Below are 20,206 nucleotides of genomic sequence, written 5' to 3'. Positions count from 1 at the left end.
TATTTCGAGTAATAAACCCGCTAATGATACAAATAAATGAAGTAAATTTGCATACTAACTGGCAAAAAGAATTGGCGAATGTGGTCACCAGTGCAGATGAGCTGCTCAAACTGGTGGGCCTGGAGGGCCACTTCAGTGAACAAGACCTAGCCGCTAAGCGATTGTTTCCGCTCAGAGTTCCACGTCCCTTTATCGCAAAAATGCGTTATGGGGATGCCAAAGATCCCTTGCTGCTTCAGGTGCTGCCTCAGCATCAGGAATTCTTAGCTAAAGCCGGTTTTCACAAAGATCCCCTCGACGAACAGCAGGCAGCGCTGCCCGGATTGCTGCACAAGTACCGCTCCCGCGTGCTGCTGATGCTAAAAACCGGCTGCGCTGTGAACTGCCGTTATTGTTTTCGTCGTCACTTTCCTTATCAGGATAACCAGCTCAATAAACGCTCTTTACAGGCCGTATTCGACTATCTGAACACCCACCCTGAGATCAATGAAGTGATTTTAAGTGGCGGCGATCCTCTGATGGCCAAAGATGATATGCTGGCCTGGCTGCTTGAACACCTCGATGAAATCCCTCACCTGACACGCCTGAGAATTCACACCCGCTTACCTGTGGTGATCCCGGCCCGGATCACGGACAACTTATGCGAAGCGCTCAGCAGTAGCCGGCTAAAACCGGTTCTGGTAAATCACATTAATCATGCCAATGAAATCGATATACACTTTACAGCGGCAATGCAAAAGCTAAAACGTGCCGGCGTTATGCTGTTAAATCAGGCGGTATTGCTCAAAGGGATTAACGATAGCCTGACTGCTCAACAGGCGCTGAGTGAAGCCTTATTTGACGCTGATGTACTGCCTTATTATCTGCATGTGCTGGATAAGGTAGAAGGTGCTAGTCATTTTGATGTGTCAGAACAAGCAGCCGTTACATTGATGCATAACCTGCTCGAGACGCTGCCAGGGTTTTTGGTTCCCAAATTGGTAAGAGAAATCGGCGGCCAACCGAGTAAGACGCCGATTGATTTGGGACTGAGCCCAACCTGATACAGCACGCAAACATCGGATTAACGCATTCAAGTTGGACGCAATCTATCAGCGCTTACACGTAAACGTTGATATTGTTGCCCATAGTGGCCGTAGTTGACTTTGCTGGTGCAGTATTACCAGCAGACTCAATGAGGGCCAGGGCGGCTTGTCCATCTGCTTTTTGCTGTTTTTTGGCTAGCTGCGCGCTCATTACTTCGCCGCTTTGCCCCGTCCCAGCCATAGCAGGTAGGTTACTTCCGGATATATTCATAAGCTTATACCTGACAAGATTGATGGATCCAAGTACAATATCGGCCAGTTCCCGTAAGTCTTTAGGAAAAATATGCAATCCGTTATCGAAAAGCTGAACGAAAATCTAAAACTTGTTTACCGTCAAGCACTTGATGCCGATAAAAAATTAGACGAGCTGCAGCAACAAGGTTACGGAAAATTCCAGGCACTATTTGCGGAAGACGCCGGTTTTGATTTTGCAGCCAAACGCTTCAAGCCTTATGTGCTGGATGTCGCGGCTGATGTCGAAGCACTCAGCCAGGCAGAGCAACTAGATGAAGCACAACTTAAAAAAGCCGTTTTTAAGCTGCAGCAGCTCATCCAGTTACTCGCCACATTTAAATAGGGCGCAGCAAGGCCAACAGCCGGGTGAGCCAACCCGGCAATGCCGCACTTACCCTTTCACTTTGTCTGCGATCTCTTCTTTATACCAAGTGCTTAACAGCCGTTTATCATAGTAAAACTCACTGTCTCGCCCGGTTCTCACCCGATCCATAAACGACAGATCTTTGAGCACCTTCTCCTGCGCCTGCGCCACAACCGCACCATTGTTGTCGGTGAGCGTGTAGCTGATTTTCAGACGCGGAAAGAAAATAGGCTTAACGATCCGGATGTCGTGCATGTTAAAGCGTACATCACCCGCCAGGTCGATATCATCAAAGGTAATATTTAGCTGATAACCCTCGGGTGCCTCTGTCATCAACTTACTCAGGTGCTTTTCAAGCTGCGAGGCCACCCGTTTGTGGTAACCCGCTTTACTTTCATTGGCCGGCACCACATCACGATAATCATTAAAATCGCGCCAGGTAACATTGGCTTCACCGGCCTGTGCAGCCAATGGACTCAGGCAAAGCAACGCTATTGCATGTAAAAGTTTCATGGTGTTCTCCTCACGATTGCCAACCCATCTGTGGTCAATATTAGCTATCAACCCATAAATACTGTGCATTTTTTGCTGAACACGCAATGAAAGGTAACATTTAACGACAATTTGATACCAATCCACTGACTTCGGTGGATTGGTATCAGTCATGTGTTACGACTTCACCGAAATGCGATACAGCAACGCATATAAGACGGGCACAACGCCTAATGTCAGTATAGTTGAAAACAACAGGCCACCCATAATCGCCAAAGCCATGGGTTCCCACATTTCTCCCCCACCCAGATAGAGCGGCACCAGTCCCAGCACTGTGGTTGCGGTCGTAAGCAGAATAGGTCGCATGCGCTGCTGAGCGGCCTGAATAATGGCCAGTACTTCATCGTCGCCCTGATCCAGTTCGTATTTAATCCGCTCCAGTAACACAATAGCGTTGTTAATCACGATACCCGCCAGTGAGATGATCCCCAGCAAGGTCATAAAGCCAAAAAATGACTGTCCGACCAGCAAACCGGCAACCACCCCGATAAAGCCCAGTGGTACCGTGGTCAGGACAATGGCCGGTTTACGCAGTGAATTAAACTGACCAACCAGCAGGATCACAATAATGAAGATGGCAATGGGCATTTTCTCAGCGATAGACTGATTGGCTTTGCCAGAAGACTCAGCCTCGCCGCCCAGCTCATAACTGTAGCCAAAGGGCCAGGTTTTTTGTTGCTCCTCAAGCCAGGGCTTAAGCTTAGAAAAGCCTTCATCGGCAGTGATACCATCCAACTGAGCGCCCACAGTCACGGATTTGAGACGGTCTCGCCTGAGGATCTGCGCGTTTTCCCACACCACTTCAATATCCGCCACCTGCTTCAGTGGCACCGATTTACCCGAGGCCTGTGAATACACCACCATGGCTTCTAGCTTACCAATATCCTGTCTGTCAGCGGCCACCGAGCGCAGGGTAACCGGAATAAGCTCATCACCCTCGCGGTACTGAGTTAATTCCAGCCCGCTCAACCCGGTTTGCAAAGAACTGGCAATGTCTTTGCTGGATACGCCGGCGCGGCGCGCGCGGGTTTGGTTAATTTTGATCTGCAGCTTCTTAATTGGTAAGCCCCAGTCATCACTCACCGCTTTCAATCCCGGTGTATTGCGCATTTGGGCTTTGAGTTGATTGACCAGCCCAGTCAACACATCAATATCGCTGCCAGTTAAACGTACCTCAACGGGGTTGTCTATCGGTGAGCCATTTTCGATTTTTCGTTGCTTAATCAGTAAGTCGGGATGGCGCTGTAGCGCATAGGTCTCAATTTTTGCCATCAGTTCATCGATATGACGATAGGAGGTGGTCGACACTATCATCAAAGCATAGTTTGAACTGGTCGGCTCCGGGGTATGGGTCAGCAGGAATCTGGGTCCTCCGTTACCCACATAGGTGACCCAATTGGTGACGCCTTTGTCACGCGACTCGTTGACCGTTAAATCGCGCTGTAAAAAGGCTTCCATATCCTTAACCATGGCCTCGGTGGCACTCAGGCGCGTGCCAACCGGCAGCTCCAGCTCAACCTTAAAGTAATCCCGGTCCGAGGGCGGGAAAAACAACTTAGGCACCAGCTGCAAGCCCTGTAAAGCCAGGAAAAACATCAACACGCATCCGGCTAGGGTCAGCCAGCGGTGCTTGATAAGCCCCATCAGAATGTTTTTATAAACCAGATACACGCCTGCATCGTAGTTAGCAGCCTCAGATTTTACCCGGGTGAATAGCACACACAGCATAGGGATCATGGTCATTGCCAGTAACCAGGAACACAACAAGGTGATGGTCACAACCTTAAACAAAGAGGCGGTATATTCCCCGGTGGCGGACTCTGCCAGAAAGATAGGCAAAAACGCCGCACCTGTGGTCAGCGATGACACCAGTAGCGGCACCTTCAGCTCATCCGCGGACTCCACGGCGGCATCAACCGCCGACTTGCCGCGCTCCATCTGCACCATGATGCTTTCCGACATCACAATACCGTTATCCACCAGCATGCCCAGTGCGATGATCAGTGCCGCCAGAGAGATCTGATCTATGCTAATGTCAAAAAACGACATCGCCAGTATGCCAAACACCATACTCATGGGGATCAGGCTGGCCACAATCAAACCGGTTCGCAGCCCTAAGCTAAATAGCATCACCAGGGTCACCACCAGCACCGCCTGAACCAGGTTAGAGACAAAATCATCCACCTTTTGCTCAACCTCTCGGGGTAAAAAGGACAGTAACTCAAAGTCCACACCAATCGGATACACAGACTCCAGATAATGAATGGCATCAAGTACCTGCTCACCCAGTAACAGGTTATTGCCCCCCTGACGCATAGAAATGGCGATCGTCATACCGCGCTCATCCGCAACTCGCACCTTCACTTTGGCCGGGTCCACATAATCACGGTACACCCTGGCAATATCACTGAGCAGGATCACCTGCTCTGAGCCGGCAATATTAATGATGGTGCCGGCAATATCTTCCACCGATTCAAAATTACCACTGGGCTCCAGCGCCAGTGTTTCATCTTCAATAAAAATGGAGCCGCCGGGGTTAACAATATTGCGTGCGGCCAGCTGATCTTTGAGTTGCCCCGGCGAAATGCCCAGAGATGCCAGCTTGGCATTTTCAAACTCAATAAAAACACGCTGCTCCTGGGCACCAAAGATCTCCACTTTGGCCGCTTCTGGCAGCCTGAGTAACTCATCTCTGACCTGCTCGGCCACTTCTTCCATTTCGCGGTAGGTATAGCCCTCGGCAGTCAGTCCGATGACCACGCCAAACACATCGCCAAACTCGTCATTGACTATGGGCTTTTGCGCATCGCTGGGCAGGTCGCTTTCCACGGTTTCAATCTTACGGCGCAGGTTATCCCAGATGGGCCGCATTTCTTTGTAGCTTTCTTTAATATTGACACTGACGATTGAGACTCCGGTTTTCGAGGTGCTTTTCACAAAATCCAGTTCCGGAATTTGTTGTACGACCTTTTCAATTTTGTCCGTGACCAGCTCTTCAACTCGTTGCGGGCTTGCACCGGGAAAGTAAGTCACAACCTGTGCCGTTCTGATGATAAAACCCGGGTCATAATCCTTGGGCATCTTGTTAAACGCCACGATGCCGAAAAACAGTAAGGCAAAGATCAAAACCCAGGTGGTGCGATTATTCTCTAATGCAATTCGGGTGATGTTCACTCACGACCTCCCTGGAATTTCACAACCTGCTCTTCAGTCACTTTGCTCATGCCTGCCGTGACCACGTGCGTGCCAGCTGTCACCCCGGAGATCACCGGGAACCCGAGCGAAGACACCTCTCCTATTTGTACCGGCGTTTTCGCAATTTTACCTTTACCGTCACCAATTGATGTCACCGTCCATACGTAGTGGCCTTGATCATCTTTTAGTACCGCAGACAAAGGCAGGTAGAGGCGAGACTGGGCTTCACTGGGCGCACTGGCCATCACTTTGGCGGTCATGCCCGGTAAAATGTTGTAACCCGGAGGTGGCAACATACCCAGCGTTACCTCATAGGTTTTTGTGACTTCGTCGGCCTGGGTACTTACCTCGACAAACTCGAGTTCAAAGCGCTTGCCTTCAATTGCGGCAAACTCCGCAAACACCTGCTTTGGCGTATCTTTACTAACGTGGATCATCAAGCTTTCCGGCACATTCACTTTCAGATTAATGTGCTCTATGTCCTGCAGGGTTGCCACCACTTGTTTGGCCTGCACTTCCTCAAACTGCTCCACATGGGTACGTGCAACAATCCCGGAAAAAGATGCCCTCAGCTGCGTATAATCAAGGTTGTTTCTGGCGTTGGCTAACTTGGTTTTGGCACTGGCAAACTGCGACTTAAGCAAGTCATAATCCGACTGACTGATGGTGCCGGTGACAATCAGTTGCTTGCCTCGCTCAAAGTCGGCTTCGGCTTTTTCAAACGCCGCTTGTGCTTCCTCCAGCGCCAGTTTGTAATCTGTGTCATCGATTTTTGCAATCACATCACCCTTGCTAACTTCCTGACCTTGTTTCACATTCAGGTGGGTCAGCTCTCCAGACACTTTAAACGACAGATCCGCGGTGCTGGCTGCATCGACCACAGCCGGAAACTCCTGCAGCGGCCCAAAATTATTCACGCTGAGCTCAATGGTTCTGACTGGCCGTAATTGGGGGGCTTTCTCGGCTGACGTCTGTGGCTCAGAGCACGCAGACAAAACAGTCGCCATAACGACTAACAGGAAGGAGTGCTTTATTATCATAAGTGATCACCGCTGTATGGTTTTTAATTTACTGGTTATTGTGTCTGCACTGAATACATCAATTGTACGCAAGAGACTGATCTAACATCTAAAATGACGTATTCACATAAGCAATTTAAAGCTCTTTTAAAAATAGCAGCCTTTTGCGGTTATGTGGCAACAAATGCCAGGAATAGTTCCGCCGATCAGATCTTTATGGTTAATCACTGCATAAAAGCAGTGGTACTGCCCTAACCACTGCTGCAAGTTCAAACTTAGAGCGTATTCGCCGCACGTGAATGCGCTCAGGTATCGCGGTTAAACCCCTTCCACTATCAGGCGCGTATCTGGCAGACAAGATAAATGCGGGATCGCCATTTGTGGGCACTCCATCCGGGTCAGAGCATTAAGCGCCGCGGCAATGGCGCCTTCCTGCCAGCCGGGTAAAGAGGACAGCTGATCGCCCACAATAAAGAAATTAGGCTGAGTTTCGCTGCCATCTGTTGCTTTGACTGCGCTTCCCTGTGCCAGCATATTAAAATGATGCACCGCCTGATCGCCCACCACGTGCCACTGTGCCCAACCGCCTTTAATGTAGGGCATATTTTGCCAGGCGATCGCCAGGCCATGTTCCAGACCGTTGCCAAACGCCTGACCGAATAACTTAGCCCCTTCCCGCGCTTTGTCCAGACGCGCCTGCACTGGCAGCTTGCCCCATTCATAGGCAATTTCAGAGAAATTATAGGCTCCGGTGAGTACGCCTTTTTGGTCATGGTAGGCGTTGGAGGGATACCAGAGCTGGGTGATGTCGTTGTCCGTCCAGGAAATGCCGCCGAAAATGGGCACCACGCCAATTTCAGAATCTGGCACACTCAGAACATCCACATCAGCACTATCATCATGGACTTCCTGGACTTGGCTACCCTGCCACAAGTAACGGTCTGCCTGCCAGCCTACCTTAGTGGTACAGGCCAGGAATTTCGCCTTATAGCCACCATGATCATCGACAAACTGAGACTGATACACAGCCTGCAATGCCGCTTTGAAATCGCTGTTGAGGCCGACCTGGCTGTTCGGGTCCTGCAGCGCCTCTGACAGGATCTCTTTTAAAAAAGGAATAGCCAGATTACAAAAACAATAATCAGCATACACCACATCCAGGTCCTCGGTGCCCAGTTTCGCAATGGAGATTGCGAACTGCTGGCGTGATGCATCCCAGTCAATGCGTTTTACCGGGCTGTTGAGTAAGATGGTGCCGCCCAGCTCAGCGACATGCTGCGCAAACGCGTGTTGTACCTGGTCCATCCCACCAACAGGCTGGAACAAAGTCGCCTGCCAGAGGAAGTCAACGGGCTGATAAAAGCGGGTTTTATCCCAAAACTCTGACGCCAGCAGGCTGTCGAAGCTCAGCGGCTCTGCAATTGTCCCTGCATCTACGCCGGGCAGCTCAGTGTAACCTGCCCGCGAGCGACCATTCTCCAGTCCATCTTCACCGGCCGTCACAACGTATTTGCCGACATTGGGGCCGCTGGGTACCAGCTCGCCAAAACTGATCATTAACTCTTTAAGTTGCTCGGCGCGACTTTGTACATCCCGATCCGTCACACCACATTCTGTGGTTTTGATCAGCTGCTCGGCATTCTCAAACACCATTTGAGCAAGCCAGCCCCGGGTATTGTGATCTAAACGACGATACACCAGCGGTAACCCAGCAAAACTATCCGACATCTGTACCAGGTTGGACTCACTGTTCATCACATAAACTTCAACATCCACGCTGAACTGCTTCAGGTATGACAGCAGGCGTTTATGACTCGAGGGAATACGGCCAGGACCTGCATTCAAATACGGCTCTGCATCCCCTTGTGGCCGGTCAAAGCGCACCACCTGAGGCTGACCAGGCTTAGAATTAAATAAATCGCTGTCGACATCTTCAATTAAGGTATCGCCGGTGCGCAGGCTCAAGCAGCGCCCCCCGGTGCGGTTTTGCGCTTCGAGCACAGTGACTTCCATCCCCGACTGCTGCGCTAACAACTCATAGGCGGCCGTCAGGCCGGACACACCGGCCCCGATGATCACGGCCTTTTTGCCTTGGTATTTATTCTTGGTCAGTGTGACGGGCCCCGGTGTAACTTTGAGTTGCTGATTGGTTGCATGATCCAGTGCGGCGTGGGCCCGGGCTTTGGGATGCTGCTGAAAAAAGCGTGCGCGTGATTGGTGTTCTGCCATGAGTTGCTCCTTAAAAACACCGCCTCCATGCCAGCTCATAGCTTGCTATAACACGATAGTCAGAGCCGGCCTGGTGGTTTGGAAAATAATTTATCCCTACTACCTGCAGACTCCAGTAAGGTTGACGACCCGTGTCATAGGCTTATTTAAACGATAAGCCCAACTGCGATACGCGGCTTAGTAACTCTAGTCCAGTCTGCCCAGCTTTGCCTGCTGCTCAGGTAAATATCTATACAGGTGGATTGTTACGACATCATGCTGGCGCGTTGTGGCAAATTGAGCAGCATTCACGCATATCTGGCGCCTGGTAATACGCAGATTTTTGCTATTGTGGTGGTGAGTCTGATCAGGGAGATCGGAGTGAGCTTGGATAGCAGATAAGGCCGCTTTGCTGTGAGTGGAGCGGTCCTGCCGTTTGTCGGTGTGGTGCTATGTGCTCTGGTAGCGGCTTTTCAAAGGGCCATCAAACCACTGGCTTGAGATATCCAGTGCAGGCGCGCATCAGCTAAGAGCCCTGCGCGTCTGTGTAGCGATTGATCAATAAGCTGGCGACCTGCTGCTTAACCGCGCGCTTGTCGGTGGGGTCTACACCAAAGCGTTGCGCCAGCAGGGCAATTTCTTCGTCTGTAAGATTGAATGACAAACGTTGTCGGGTTTTTTTCGATTTGACTTCTAAATCGAGGATTTTGCGGATCATATCCGACGGCGTTAACTCTTCGTCTATGGCCTGTTTTTTCAGGCTTTTCTGCACTTCTGTGGTTAGGTCAAACGCCATTTGAGTCGCCCGCAGCGCCCTTTCCTGACGCTGCCATTTCGCTTGTTTATCAGTCACTCGCCGGCTCCGGGAAACAAGTCGACAATATCACTCAGCGGTCGCGTCAGCGTTAAAGACACTTCCGTCTCTCCGCCGTCCCAGACTTCAATATTAATGCTGTGTTTTTCATCGGGTGAAACCAGCTCAATCACCTCGCACACGTCCCCGCTTTCATCCTGATATCGTGGTAATGTGCGTTCGCGGTAATCCTGCTCATGGTAATAAGCAACATACGGCGCTTCACTTTGCTGGTAGCTCTGCCCCAAAAAGCGCTCGAACTCAGCAGGCTTTGCCTGTGTTTCAATCCGGGTCAGAGATTCTTCATCGAAGATCCGGGCAAACTCGTCCAGGGTAAAAATGGCGTCCACATCATCGCGCTGAATCTTCACTGAGAAGTTCGCAAACTCTTCGCCGTCATCCTGCTCAATCTGTAAAAACACCACCTTGCCCGATTCAGACTCCAGCACAAATTCATATTCAGCACTGCGCTGATATTGATAGGTTTGCACCGCGACCACCTTCAGGGTCTGACCTTTTAACCAGTCTGGATAAGCAAACGAATCAATCACACTCAGCATATCACCTACGCGTAAATCACGGGCATGATTGAGCTGGCGCTCTGGCGCTTTCTTAGATTTAAAAAAACTAAACATAACTCACCTTTCATCAATTAGAGCAGGCAAAAAAGGAGGCCAGGCCTCCTTTTTTAAAAAACAAACTCGATTATTTAGCTTGTTTTGCCTTAATGCGATCCAGAATGTCATTGCTCTTTTGCGTTGTACCAATGCCCGCTTCAGCCATTTTTGCTTTCAGATCGGCACCGCTTTCAGCCGCTTCCAACTCTTTGGCGGCCGCCAGCTGGTCTTGTCTGTCCAACTGACGCTGCTTAATGCGCTCCAGTGACTGACGTGCGTTGACCATAGACGATTCGTTGGTGTTCAGTGTACTGTTAACCGCCATCGTGGCCTTTTGCACGCTTTCGGTGGTTTTCACCATGGTCAGTTGACGCTGATTTTCTTTAATCGACTTTTCTGCGTCTTTCACTTGCTGCTTAAGCAAAATAACGTGCTTGGTAAAGCCGTTAAGCACTTGCTGATGCTCTTCTTTCTCAGTTTCAAACTCACCAATTTTTTCCGCAATTTCGACCGCCAGCGCTTCGTTGCCCTGTTGCAATGCCTGACCTGCATACTCTTCATGCTCGGCAATGCTCTCGTCCAGCGCCGCCAGTTTGCGTTTGGTTTGCATTTCTTTCGCCATTACTTCAGTCAGGCTCTTTTTCGCTTTCGCCAGAGCATTTTTTGCGTCAGCAATTTCCTGCTCAAAAATACGGATGCCATTGGCATCAACAATCGACTCACCCACTTCACGGGCACCGCCACGCACAGCAGTAAATAATTTTTTTAAAATACTCATCTCACTTCTCCACTATTAATCTTTTAAGTACACAGTCACAGCATCCAGCGCTTCGATGGCATTGTCTGCCAGCGTGACCAGTTCGTGCGTTATCTCATCGATGGAGGAGGAAACAGCCAGCGCGCCAAAGATAGCGTACTGTTCATCAATTTTAGCAAACGCACTCAACGGGATCGGCACATTGAGTTTTAACAATGCTTCGTTTAACTCATTCAGTAACTCAGGTTTCACTTCATTCTCGTTGAACAGATAACTGATACATACCAGTTGCTCTTCTGTCTGAGTTACAAAAATCGGTAATTCGTCATTTCCCTCAACAATCACTTGTAATACATCCTGCTCACCCTCATTGGAGATCAGAAAGGATTCGAAGTTAGCACCTTCTGTTTCAAACGATGCCAATTTGATTGATAACTCATTTAATTCCATCTTTCTTTACCTTTTGGTTTTGACATATTATGTCTGAGTTAAGATTTGCATGTGCGACATAATATGTCAACACTGTTGCGTTAATTTTTATATAGCTCATCTTCGGTTTGCCATGCCTGACGGTAATAATCGTACAGCATACCTGAGCCTAACCGGTTGACCTCAATCTCTTTATTCTTGTCGAAAAAGCGGTTAGGAAAGACAAAAGAAGACAGTAAATAGTTTTTACTGATCCAGTTACTCGCCACCGGCAGCCCCTCAACGGATGCAATTCTGGCGCTGGCAGGCTGACCAGTACGCGTCGCTATGGTCCATCCCCACTGACCAAAGGATGGTATATTTTGCTGATACTGTTCAACGTGGGCAAAGCCCGCCTGCTTAACGGTTTTTGCAATACTGATAAAGGCGCTTTTAGCATGATAGGGCGAGGTTGACTGGATAGCCAATGCACCATCTGGTGCCAGTAATTGCCTGACATGATTATAAAAATAATCACTGTACAATTTATTCAGATCCGGATGGTTAGGATCAGGCAGGTCAATGATGATGGTATCGAATTGCAGACCACGGTCCAGCATGCGCTCAACTTCTAAAAAGGCATCTGCGACTATCACCTCTGCCCTTGGGTCGTTCAGCGCGTTGTGATTCAGCTGCACTAGTTTAGTTGTGATCTCCGGGCGCGCCTCAAACCCTTGCCCCTGTAAACCAAACAGCGACAATAGCTGGCCGTCCAGGTCAATCAAAGTAGCGCTTTGCACCGGCCACTTAAGCACGTCGCGCAATGCCAGCCCATCTCCGCCACCGATGATCAGCACCCTGTCGTGCCGGTTTGATGCCAGCATAGGCGGATACACCAGCATAGTGTGATAGATTTGCTCATCTGCCGATGAGAACTGTAAGCGGCCATTTAAAAATAAATCATGTATGGGCGTGGCCTGCGTGCGACTGAGCCGCTCGGTGATCACCACATGCTGATACTTGGTTGATTCAGAGTAAATGACCTTGTCTTTATACAACACATTGCTGAGATCTTTCATCCAGCCACTGCCGTGCACCAAGATAACGGCAAATACCCCTAATAACAGGATGTGGCAGGCCAGCAGGAGTTTGGCAAAGCGCACATAGCTAAAATAGCGCCATAAGAAGATCAGCCCGGCAACGATATTGAATAAAGCCGTCCAGGCTGCGGCCTGCATAATCGGCAAAGCCAGCATGATCATCACCCAAATCGCAGCCCCGACACCGGCGCCAATGTAGTCAGCCCCATAAATAGTACCGGCATTATTCTCCAGAAAACGGCCATACACCTGCTGGCGAATACGGGCAATTAAGGGGATCTCCATGCCAATCAGGATCCCCAAAATAAGCCCGAATATATAGGGCAAAAACCGGGCAAAATCCTGAAGCTGCTGAAACGGCATGCCGTCAAGCAGGCTGTCTGGGGGCAGATTATAGTGGCTGGATAAGGTGTGCGGTAAGGTGTAGGTCAGCGCTATGATACTGGCGATGATCAAAATACTGCTCATGCCCAGCAACGCAATCACGCTTTCCAGCCAGGCAAAGGCCGTAAAGGGATCCTTAAACCAGCGCGCCAGAAACGCACCTATCCCCATGGCTACTATCATAGTGCCTATCATGGCATAAATGGCGCTTTCCACTGAGCCAAGCACTCGCCCGGCATAGTGAGAAAGTAAGTACTCGTAGATCAGGCCGCAGCCAGCCAGAATGGCCATCACGCCGATCAGTAAAACATCGTGACCCAGCAGCGATAAACTGCCGGTCACTTTTGGCTGATTAGGGGGAACAGACACACTCAAGAATTATGCACCTAACAGGGTTGCCATCGTCACGCCCACGGCAAACGACACCGCCGCGGAAATGGTCGCCACACCGATGTTTTTCTGCCGATTGACCTCATCAGAAATGTCGGTACCCGCAAGAATGACTTTGATCATGACCAGGTGCAGCAAAGTAAATAACACAATGCTGCCCAGCGCCGCCACACTCCAGTAGATTAAACTGCTGGTCATGTTATCGGCCACATAAGGTGCCAGGCCGGAAGCTGCAGTCAGGGCCAGTGCCGCACCAATCAGGAATCCAGCATAACGAATACCCACAGCCACATTATTATCTAAAATAGCCTGCTGCAAACAGTCGCCGTTACGATTAGTCCGCTTGAACAGCTGCACTCGGTACTGGCTCACCAATAACATACAGATATTACCGATGACAAAGGCGATGGCAACAATCGGCAGACCATACCAACCCTCGGTCAGCACCCAGAGTAACGCCGAGCGGATCACAATCGCGACGCTGACCACATGGCCAAAGTCAATTAATGCCGAGGTAATGTTGCCCTTAATGATTTCACTGTGCAGGTCTACTTTGCGCAGCGCGACTTTGTCCTGAAAGAAATGACCCAGCTTGATCAGCACAATACCCACCACACCATAGCCCGCCATTTGCAGTGCTTCCTGAGTCAGCGTGCTGGCAAAAGCGCCACTGGTGATCCCAGTCAGTACAATGGCCAGGCCGGTGAGGCCGCCAGCAAAGCTCAGGCCAAAGGCAAAGTTGTCTCTTTCGGTAATTTCGTCATTGGCGTGCAGGTTAGACACCCACCCTTTGATATATTTTAAACTCACAAACAGGGCAATGATGACCGCCATATCGATGAGAAGTGCCTGTAATGTCCAGACGGTTAATCCGTTAAATTGATACATGTTTAAACTCCGCTATCTGATGCGCTACTTGCCCCGGCTCACGCCGCGAGAGGTCCGGTTTGAACTATTGCGAATTGAGCCCGAGCTCGATTTGGCTCTCGAGTAGCTGCTTCGCGATATTGACGATGGGGTATGACTGGCCCGACTTAAGCCGGACGCGCCTGCCTTTCTTTTTGAATACGGACTGGTAAATTGTCGGCCCTGGCGCTGGTAAGACTGCCGGGTACGCTGTTCAATGGCATTCTGGCGCTTATAACCCTGATAGCTGGTATAGCGTTTGCGTCCATAATCGCTGTAATAGCTGTATTTGCGGCGCTTGCTCCAGCTGCCATATTCGATGTCCCCAACCAGATCGCCCAGCATCCGGTACATGCCATACCACATCCAGAAGCTGGTGCCATTGGAGTTGGTTTGCCATTCACCATAGTTGGCATTGCCAACCAGCTGGTTACCGAGCGCAGGTTGACCATTATTGGCCGCCTGCTCAGCCGACTGACTGACCGCCCCAACCCGGGCCAGCGTGCCGTTAGACATGTCGGCCAGCACGTTAATGGGATCGGTCAGCGCGTCATTGAATAAACTCACAGAAGCGGCCTCTTTGAGCAGCACGGCTTGTTCAATGATGTCATCACTGCTCATACCTGGCTGAGGCGACTTTAATGCCTGATAGCGGCTCAGCAGACTTTGATATAACGGACCGTTGCTGGTTGCATCCTGTGCTATCAGCTGAGCAATATTACTTAGTTGCGGGTTTTGTTGGCTCAGTACATTGGCGTACTCAGTTAAGAGGTTTGCATTGCGCACCTGGTTTTTATCCAGGGCATCGCCCAATGCGTTAATGGCTCGGGAGGCATCCTGCTGCGTGTGGGCAATGGTCTGCTGTATGCGTTCTTCTTTCGATTCACACCCCAGCATTAATGCCATGACACAGAGCAGACTTATCAGTTTCCAAACTTTAAAATCGGACATTCATTGTCACCTAGTCTACCTTGCTACGAATTGAGGTTTTCTATTCTACATAATTGCGATGGATAACCAAGCAACATTCATTGGTGCTTGCCGTAATTTCTACATCACATCACTGACCACGATAATCGCTCACTTAAAACGGCTCTGGCAAAGACATTCACACTTAAAGTCGTGCCAAATCAGAATTTAACTCATTTAATATCAGTATATTATTCGGAATCAGCCGCATTACTGTGAAGTCCACGCGGCCGACTCAAATTGGCAAGGCTTTAACAGTTATCTTCAAGCAGCTCGAAGATCAAGTCTTCCAAGTCTTCAAGGTTATCTTCATCGACCACCAGGCGGGCTTTTGACTCATCCAGGTCGAGTGCTTCGGCAAAGAAACCACGCAGGCCACGGGCCTTACGGTCAATTTCAAAAATCACTTCAAGCTGTTCTCCGCGGTTGAAAAACACCAGCTCAACCTCATCAAAGCGACCATGGAACTCACCAGCAATGGTTTTAAACTCTAACTCCTGGACAAATGGCAGACGTGAAAAAGACGCTTCTTCTATCCCTTCACAATCAGACTCATACAGTTTAAAGCCCAGCTCTTCCATCGCATCAATCACAGCCTGCTGCAACTCGGTAGGCACCACCCGAATGTAGTCGCGATCAGACTTATCCAGGGCCATATCGATATCCAGGTTAGTGGCAATCCAGGTTTGCGACTCACCCACCGTGATCGGCGTTTCCAAGTCTAAATCGAATGCGAAAGGAATATGTTTTTCATCACCGGGCTCAATGGTAAAACGCTCGTTAATGCGAAACTTGGCCAGCGTGTGCTGCTTAGTGACGGTTTCCGATTCACCTTCGCTGTTTTCTCTTTCAACGGTGTAAGTACACATCACTTTAAGATCGATTTTGTTGATCTCCTGAGCAACCTTGCCACCATTGATTTTGACGGTGCCGGAAATTTCTTCACCGGGTGCAAATTGATGATAATCTAACAGTGTGTCTACTTTTGCTGCGCCAATACCCACCGCGCCAAGTGCTTTTTTGAAAAAAGACATAGTCATCCTTATTGATTTTGCCTCCCTCTATCAGTGAGGGGTTTCGGCGTCGATTATAAAAAAGCACATTGGCGCGTCAACCGACATTTTGTTTCAGGTTTTTGACTGTAAAATCAGCCACTCTTATCAAAATCATCAATTTCTATTGAAGTCACACTTCAGCCGTAAAATCGGATGAATTTATCAGCTATTAAGGTGAGAAATAAACATCACACTTTTCTTTCACGCCCGGAATATAAATTAATTTATATTTGCGTTATGTCGATTAAATCTATTTATACCCAATGAAGCAGAGATATCGCACATTCAGAGTCTGCATTGTCTCTAGCATCAGTAGAGCCAACCAATTGTTCCTCAGTGGCTGAGTTTATGTATTGAACGTAACTTTCTCGCTTGTCTTTTTGATGCTTTGGTTGAATATACTCAAGAGAATACTTACCGTGTCGATAACAAGTAAAGGTTGAAACATACAAGGAAAAAGTATGCAAATTGGCACTCAAGGTGGTGGCTTGATACAACCAACCACGGCTCCCGCTCAAAAGACGCAAGCGTTACCACAAAGCAATCGTACCGAACAGTCAAATGACAAAGGGTTAATTGCCGACGTTTATCATAAAAACGCAGGCAAAGATCCTGCCCCCACTTACTCGCGACCCATTTCAATATCCTCAGACGAGGTCGTGGTCACAAAAACGGTGGATGAGGCGTTAGATGATATCGCACTTGCAACCGCTCACCTGTACACACCCGGCGGCGCACTTTCTCAGTCAGTGGAACGAATGACAAAGCAATTCGACCAGATTATGTCTGAACTAAACGTGCAACTACCGCAGCTGGCAAATAAGCACTGGGGCATTTCTGTTGGCGAGTCTGGCGAGTTGCAGGTGACGGGCGCTTTGACGGACGACGAGCGAACATCGGTAGAGCAAAGATTAAATGAAAACGATGAGTTTGTTAGCGCGGCGAATGAGTTTAAATCCAGCTATTTAAAGTATATTGATATGGAAGTTCGCGGCTGGGCTCAGTACGATGTAAACGCGGAAAATTTTTCGCAGATCTTTGATCTAAAAGATATGCTGGACAGTTCAAAGAGCGATGACAACTTTAAAAGTACCTGGGGATATGAAAGTAACTGGATGAAGTTACAAGATAATATTACTCAGCAATTGAGTCGTAAGGCCCACAACTTTGCCGCCTCTGAATAAGACGCTTATAAACGCCAAAATCGGGGTTATTAAGCCCTCACAAGCTTGCCAATTTTGCGCTACCTGAAATGTAAAAACCGGGCGGATGCCTGATACCAGTCAGTTAAGCTGGCTGGCATATGTCTTTGTAGAGTATTTCATTGGCCTTTTCTTTACTTCTCTAGGTAGCTTCTATCAGGTCTTGCGTCAGCTTGTTTAGATTAGCGCAATGTCTACATTAGCTCTTCATAATACAGCGGTAGCTATTCTTGAGCATAAGCGAGGCAGCACGCACCATGACCTGCGGCTACGACTCCCGTGGTAATGAGTTACAGTAGCGAAAAGAATACTACAACCAACGTGTTGAGCGCATTATCTGGTAGGTATCGTCACTAGGGTCTGACCCTTTGAGAAACCCTTGTCAAAATCCCCCTAAAAGACATGCTCTGGGGTGGGTTTTCTGTTTGTCACAAGGATATAGCCATTTAACAAGTTAATGAATCGACATGTCAAAACATCTGCCGCTGCTCCGGTTCCTTTGCCTTGACACTTTGACTCTTACAAACAATCTGAATTGGTTGATTTAACAATAGAAAATGATCGACATTTAAAGGAGGAACCACCCAAAGTCGCTCTGCGCTATTAGATTTAATCTGCTCACGAAGTTGCATAAGTAAACGTCCTAAAACATTGGCACCAGTACATAACGAACCACCATCGGGTTTAGCTCCCCAAAAGGCATCTTTAGAGGAAATTTCTACAATTGGCATATCCCCAGTAGCAAGAAGCTCAGTAGAGAAATTATCCCAATTCTGAGCAAGCTTTACTCTTAGGCACCATTTCATAAAAAGAACTCGGCTCAGTTCCCAATCACTTCTTGTCATTCCGTCATAAGATCGAGCAACCTTTTTGGCGTCCATCGGATTGGTATTACTCAAAACTAATTGCTGAATATCTGGGTTATGAGGGAATCGACAAGCTTGATATAAAACCTCAGAGCTTTGAATAGCAATGTCATTTACACATAGTGGAAATCCGGCTGCCATATTAGACAGCCTTCCCCACTTCTCTCTAGTTCTCCGAAATGCAGCTGCGTTCCTTATATCATATTGGCGAAGCTGTTTATCTTGCATAAGCCTCTCTTTGTAATAGAGGGTACCAGCGCGAAAGAGTTGTACCGGCTGGAGCTGACGGGTCTCCCCACCAAAATACCAGTGGACAGTTGTTAGGGCAATTTCTATAGGTAAAAATTGTTGCACCGAAGCCAAGGCCTTCAAATGTATCAAAACCCAATGGTTTCAATACTCGCGAAGGGTCTTGTGAATACCCAATTATTTGCAGCCCATACTTCAAAATTATGTTTTCATAAGTTTCCCTTCTTGAAGAAGAGAACGTTGTATTCGATAGTTTGGAGGGAGCGCGATACGAAAACTGTCGTGATTGTACTGCTAAGAACTCCGTAACTCCAGCAATATGGCTCGCACTTTCCATCGGCCAAAATACATCTGCATTATCCTTTTGATAGAATCTATTTTCCTTACTGTCAGAACGTCGAAACTTTAAAAAGTTAAGCTGAATATTTTTACCCGATTCCGCAATCGCTTCATTCAATTTTCTCTGAACATAGTACTGACCATAATTGAAGTGACCAATAGTGGTAATTACCAGTGAACAGCTTTGTGGTGCAGAGTTTGCTATCCAGTCTCTTGTATCTCTCAAAACACGATTACCAGAGAAGATAAAATCATCAAGGTAAATGAACACATTCGCACTCATATCGTCAATCTTGGTAGTCAAAGCATATTGTTCATATATGCGCGCAGACAACTTGTTCACCATTACATTTTGGCTACTGCCATTTTGTTGGATATTAAGTAAAGACACATTATTCCAAGCAGTTCCCCGACGGTTCTCAAAATATGGTTTTAATGTGTCTAAAAATGAGTCAAACGTTGACTCACTTAAATACCCCTGTCTAAGAAGCCTCTTTGTTTCCTCCAGCACGATCATACGTTCATCAGGAGCAAACTGATTTATCCATCTAGTCACATGAGCATCGTCATAAGCAATAGCGAGTGAACCGAAACGATATTGAGAGATAATAGCGGAAATGTCTTGAATTAGTGTCTGCTCAGTAACAGGCGTTGGTTGCTGCGTTGTCATATATAAAAAATCCATAATTCGTATACCACCAATTGTAATGCACACAAACACACCAACCAAGGAATTGTTTAGATATCATAGTAATAGCTTCATGACTTTAGAGACCGATAGACAGTGGATAAACTTGTCTCTGTTAACCGCGCTATGTCCTTTTTTGCTCTTCCTTTTGCACTTAACCTTCGAATCAGCTCAAGCTTATTGTCATTGATTGACGACCTTTGTATTTACCTTTAGCTCTTGCAACCGCAATACCTTCAGCTTGCCGCTCCAGTAGTAATTGACGTTCAAAACTAGCAACTGTAGTGGTTTAATAGATCCGGACACATTGATAAGAGACAATAACGTCAAACATCGAGGTATCCATGACAAAGCAAAAACGACAATACAAATCATACCCTAAAGAATTTAAAGAAGAGGCTGTCGCCTTAGTCAGTGAACAAGGTTATACAGTAGCTCAAGCCGCAGAAGCCGTAGGCGTTAGTACCAGTTTGCTTTACAAGTGGAAGGAACATATAGAACAAGAACAGGCTGGGCACAAATTGGTTAACTCCGAACGAGAAGAGCTTTTAGCACTTCGCAAAGAAGTAAAACAACTGAGAATAGAAAAAGATATTTTAAAAAAGGCCAGCGCCTTCTTTGCGAAAGAGATGAAGTAAAGTATCAATTCATTCAAGTTCAATCTGACGAGTATCCAACGCTTATACTTTGCCGGGTTATGGGAGTCAGCTCCAGTGCTTACTACGATTGGTGTAAGCGGCCAGGGCAGGTAATAGATGCGGAGATG

Annotated in this window: 19 protein-coding genes and 1 pseudogene; 4 read left to right on the top strand and 16 right to left on the bottom strand. The window is 48.1% G+C overall.

Annotated elements, in window-relative coordinates; all coding sequences use genetic code 11:
- Positions 1-23: 23 nt before the first annotated feature.
- Complete coding sequence (gene epmB, locus C3B51_RS05585) at positions 24-1,043, top strand: EF-P beta-lysylation protein EpmB (protein WP_130244436.1); 1,020 nt, start codon at positions 24-26, stop codon at positions 1,041-1,043.
- 55 nt (positions 1,044-1,098) lie between these two features.
- On the opposite strand, the gene C3B51_RS05580 is transcribed toward epmB, so the two are convergent.
- Complete coding sequence (locus tag C3B51_RS05580) at positions 1,099-1,296, bottom strand: hypothetical protein (RefSeq protein WP_125716994.1); 198 nt, start codon at positions 1,294-1,296, stop codon at positions 1,099-1,101.
- A gap of 72 nt (positions 1,297-1,368) precedes the next feature.
- On the opposite strand from C3B51_RS05580, the gene C3B51_RS05575 reads away from it, so the two are divergent.
- On the top strand, positions 1,369-1,662 hold the full coding sequence (locus C3B51_RS05575; RefSeq protein WP_125716993.1) for a prephenate dehydrogenase: 294 nt from the start codon (positions 1,369-1,371) through the stop codon (positions 1,660-1,662).
- Positions 1,663-1,710: 48 nt separating this feature from the next.
- Here C3B51_RS05575 and C3B51_RS05570 read toward each other — a convergent pair whose 3' ends face one another.
- From C3B51_RS05570 to C3B51_RS05515, 12 genes are all read right to left on the bottom strand, one after another.
- Complete coding sequence (locus tag C3B51_RS05570) at positions 1,711-2,196, bottom strand: DUF3016 domain-containing protein (protein WP_130244435.1); 486 nt, start codon at positions 2,194-2,196, stop codon at positions 1,711-1,713.
- 156 nt (positions 2,197-2,352) lie between these two features.
- The gene (locus C3B51_RS05565) at positions 2,353-5,409 is read right to left on the bottom strand and encodes an efflux RND transporter permease subunit (protein ID WP_130244434.1); all 3,057 of its coding nucleotides are present in this window, start codon (positions 5,407-5,409) and stop codon (positions 2,353-2,355) included.
- Positions 5,406-6,470 (bottom strand): efflux RND transporter periplasmic adaptor subunit, encoded by a 1,065-nt coding sequence (locus tag C3B51_RS05560; protein WP_240650355.1) that lies wholly within the window; start codon positions 6,468-6,470, stop codon positions 5,406-5,408. Before C3B51_RS05560 ends, C3B51_RS05565 begins: the two co-directional genes overlap by 4 nt.
- 297 nt (positions 6,471-6,767) lie before the next feature.
- Positions 6,768-8,678 (bottom strand): flavin monoamine oxidase family protein, encoded by a 1,911-nt coding sequence (locus C3B51_RS05555; protein WP_125716990.1) that lies wholly within the window; start codon positions 8,676-8,678, stop codon positions 6,768-6,770.
- Between the two features lie 505 nt (positions 8,679-9,183).
- Entirely contained in the window at positions 9,184-9,453 is a 270-nt protein-coding gene (locus C3B51_RS05550; RefSeq protein WP_425331656.1) for a hypothetical protein, read from the bottom strand.
- A gap of 53 nt (positions 9,454-9,506) precedes the next feature.
- Positions 9,507-10,145, bottom strand: coding sequence for a DUF4178 domain-containing protein (locus C3B51_RS05545; protein ID WP_130244433.1), 639 nt, complete (start codon positions 10,143-10,145; stop codon positions 9,507-9,509).
- A gap of 70 nt (positions 10,146-10,215) precedes the next feature.
- Positions 10,216-10,905, bottom strand: coding sequence for a PspA/IM30 family protein (locus C3B51_RS05540; protein ID WP_046004855.1), 690 nt, complete (start codon positions 10,903-10,905; stop codon positions 10,216-10,218).
- A 15-nt stretch (positions 10,906-10,920) separates the two neighbouring features.
- Positions 10,921-11,334: a DUF2170 family protein gene (locus C3B51_RS05535; RefSeq protein ID WP_046004856.1), complete on the bottom strand. Its 414-nt coding sequence runs from the start codon at positions 11,332-11,334 to the stop codon at positions 10,921-10,923.
- An 80-nt stretch (positions 11,335-11,414) separates the two neighbouring features.
- Positions 11,415-13,145, bottom strand: a complete 1,731-nt coding sequence (locus C3B51_RS05530) for a polyamine aminopropyltransferase (RefSeq protein ID WP_165389115.1) — start codon at positions 13,143-13,145, stop codon at positions 11,415-11,417.
- A 9-nt stretch (positions 13,146-13,154) separates the two neighbouring features.
- Positions 13,155-14,054 carry a DUF350 domain-containing protein gene (locus C3B51_RS05525; RefSeq protein ID WP_046004858.1) on the bottom strand — a complete coding sequence of 300 codons (900 nt, stop codon included), beginning with the start codon at positions 14,052-14,054 and terminating at the stop codon, positions 13,155-13,157.
- Positions 14,055-14,078: 24 nt separating this feature from the next.
- Positions 14,079-15,023, bottom strand: a complete 945-nt coding sequence (locus tag C3B51_RS05520) for a CHAD domain-containing protein (protein ID WP_130244431.1) — start codon at positions 15,021-15,023, stop codon at positions 14,079-14,081.
- Between the two features lie 269 nt (positions 15,024-15,292).
- A complete protein-coding gene (locus C3B51_RS05515; protein WP_125716984.1) occupies positions 15,293-16,075 on the bottom strand; it encodes a sporulation protein in 783 nt (260 codons plus the stop codon).
- Positions 16,076-16,557: 482 nt separating this feature from the next.
- Between C3B51_RS05515 and C3B51_RS05510 the strand changes: the two genes are divergently transcribed.
- The gene (locus tag C3B51_RS05510) at positions 16,558-17,280 is read left to right on the top strand and encodes a hypothetical protein (RefSeq protein ID WP_130244430.1); all 723 of its coding nucleotides are present in this window, start codon (positions 16,558-16,560) and stop codon (positions 17,278-17,280) included.
- Positions 17,281-17,768: 488 nt separating this feature from the next.
- On the opposite strand, the gene C3B51_RS05505 is transcribed toward C3B51_RS05510, so the two are convergent.
- From C3B51_RS05505 to C3B51_RS24160, 3 genes are all read right to left on the bottom strand, one after another.
- A complete protein-coding gene (locus tag C3B51_RS05505; RefSeq protein WP_130244429.1) occupies positions 17,769-18,392 on the bottom strand; it encodes an NADAR family protein in 624 nt (207 codons plus the stop codon).
- Complete coding sequence (locus tag C3B51_RS05500) at positions 18,382-19,422, bottom strand: phosphoribosyltransferase-like protein (protein ID WP_130244428.1); 1,041 nt, start codon at positions 19,420-19,422, stop codon at positions 18,382-18,384. Before C3B51_RS05500 ends, C3B51_RS05505 begins: the two co-directional genes overlap by 11 nt.
- An 89-nt stretch (positions 19,423-19,511) precedes the next feature.
- Positions 19,512-19,607 (bottom strand): helix-turn-helix domain-containing protein, encoded by a 96-nt coding sequence (locus C3B51_RS24160; protein WP_430929834.1) that lies wholly within the window; start codon positions 19,605-19,607, stop codon positions 19,512-19,514.
- Between the two features lie 177 nt (positions 19,608-19,784).
- Between C3B51_RS24160 and C3B51_RS05485 the strand changes: the two are divergent.
- Positions 19,785-20,206 (top strand): annotated as a pseudogene (locus C3B51_RS05485) (transposase); the annotation flags it as partial.

Origin of the sequence: Pseudoalteromonas rubra (assembly GCF_004212645.1) — a bacterium.
Taxonomy (GTDB): Bacteria; Pseudomonadota; Gammaproteobacteria; order Enterobacterales; family Alteromonadaceae; genus Pseudoalteromonas; species Pseudoalteromonas rubra_G.
Note: the sequence above shows the minus strand (reverse complement) of the source record. Positions and strands in the feature narration are given on the sequence as shown.

Coding starts and splice junctions, on each gene's coding strand:
- epmB (WP_130244436.1), top strand. CDS start 24: ATGATACAAATAAATGAAGTAAATTTGCATACTAACTGGCAAAAAGAA.
- C3B51_RS05580 (WP_125716994.1), bottom strand. CDS start 1,296: ATGAATATATCCGGAAGTAACCTACCTGCTATGGCTGGGACGGGGCAA.
- C3B51_RS05575 (WP_125716993.1), top strand. CDS start 1,369: ATGCAATCCGTTATCGAAAAGCTGAACGAAAATCTAAAACTTGTTTAC.
- C3B51_RS05570 (WP_130244435.1), bottom strand. CDS start 2,196: ATGAAACTTTTACATGCAATAGCGTTGCTTTGCCTGAGTCCATTGGCT.
- C3B51_RS05560 (WP_240650355.1), bottom strand. CDS start 6,470: ATGATAATAAAGCACTCCTTCCTGTTAGTCGTTATGGCGACTGTTTTG.
- C3B51_RS05555 (WP_125716990.1), bottom strand. CDS start 8,678: ATGGCAGAACACCAATCACGCGCACGCTTTTTTCAGCAGCATCCCAAA.
- C3B51_RS05550 (WP_425331656.1), bottom strand. CDS start 9,453: ATGGCGTTTGACCTAACCACAGAAGTGCAGAAAAGCCTGAAAAAACAG.
- C3B51_RS05545 (WP_130244433.1), bottom strand. CDS start 10,145: ATGTTTAGTTTTTTTAAATCTAAGAAAGCGCCAGAGCGCCAGCTCAAT.
- C3B51_RS05540 (WP_046004855.1), bottom strand. CDS start 10,905: ATGAGTATTTTAAAAAAATTATTTACTGCTGTGCGTGGCGGTGCCCGT.
- C3B51_RS05535 (WP_046004856.1), bottom strand. CDS start 11,334: ATGGAATTAAATGAGTTATCAATCAAATTGGCATCGTTTGAAACAGAA.
- C3B51_RS05525 (WP_046004858.1), bottom strand. CDS start 14,054: ATGTATCAATTTAACGGATTAACCGTCTGGACATTACAGGCACTTCTC.
- C3B51_RS05520 (WP_130244431.1), bottom strand. CDS start 15,023: ATGTCCGATTTTAAAGTTTGGAAACTGATAAGTCTGCTCTGTGTCATG.
- C3B51_RS05515 (WP_125716984.1), bottom strand. CDS start 16,075: ATGTCTTTTTTCAAAAAAGCACTTGGCGCGGTGGGTATTGGCGCAGCA.
- C3B51_RS05510 (WP_130244430.1), top strand. CDS start 16,558: ATGCAAATTGGCACTCAAGGTGGTGGCTTGATACAACCAACCACGGCT.
- C3B51_RS05505 (WP_130244429.1), bottom strand. CDS start 18,392: ATGCAAGATAAACAGCTTCGCCAATATGATATAAGGAACGCAGCTGCA.
- C3B51_RS05500 (WP_130244428.1), bottom strand. CDS start 19,422: ATGACAACGCAGCAACCAACGCCTGTTACTGAGCAGACACTAATTCAA.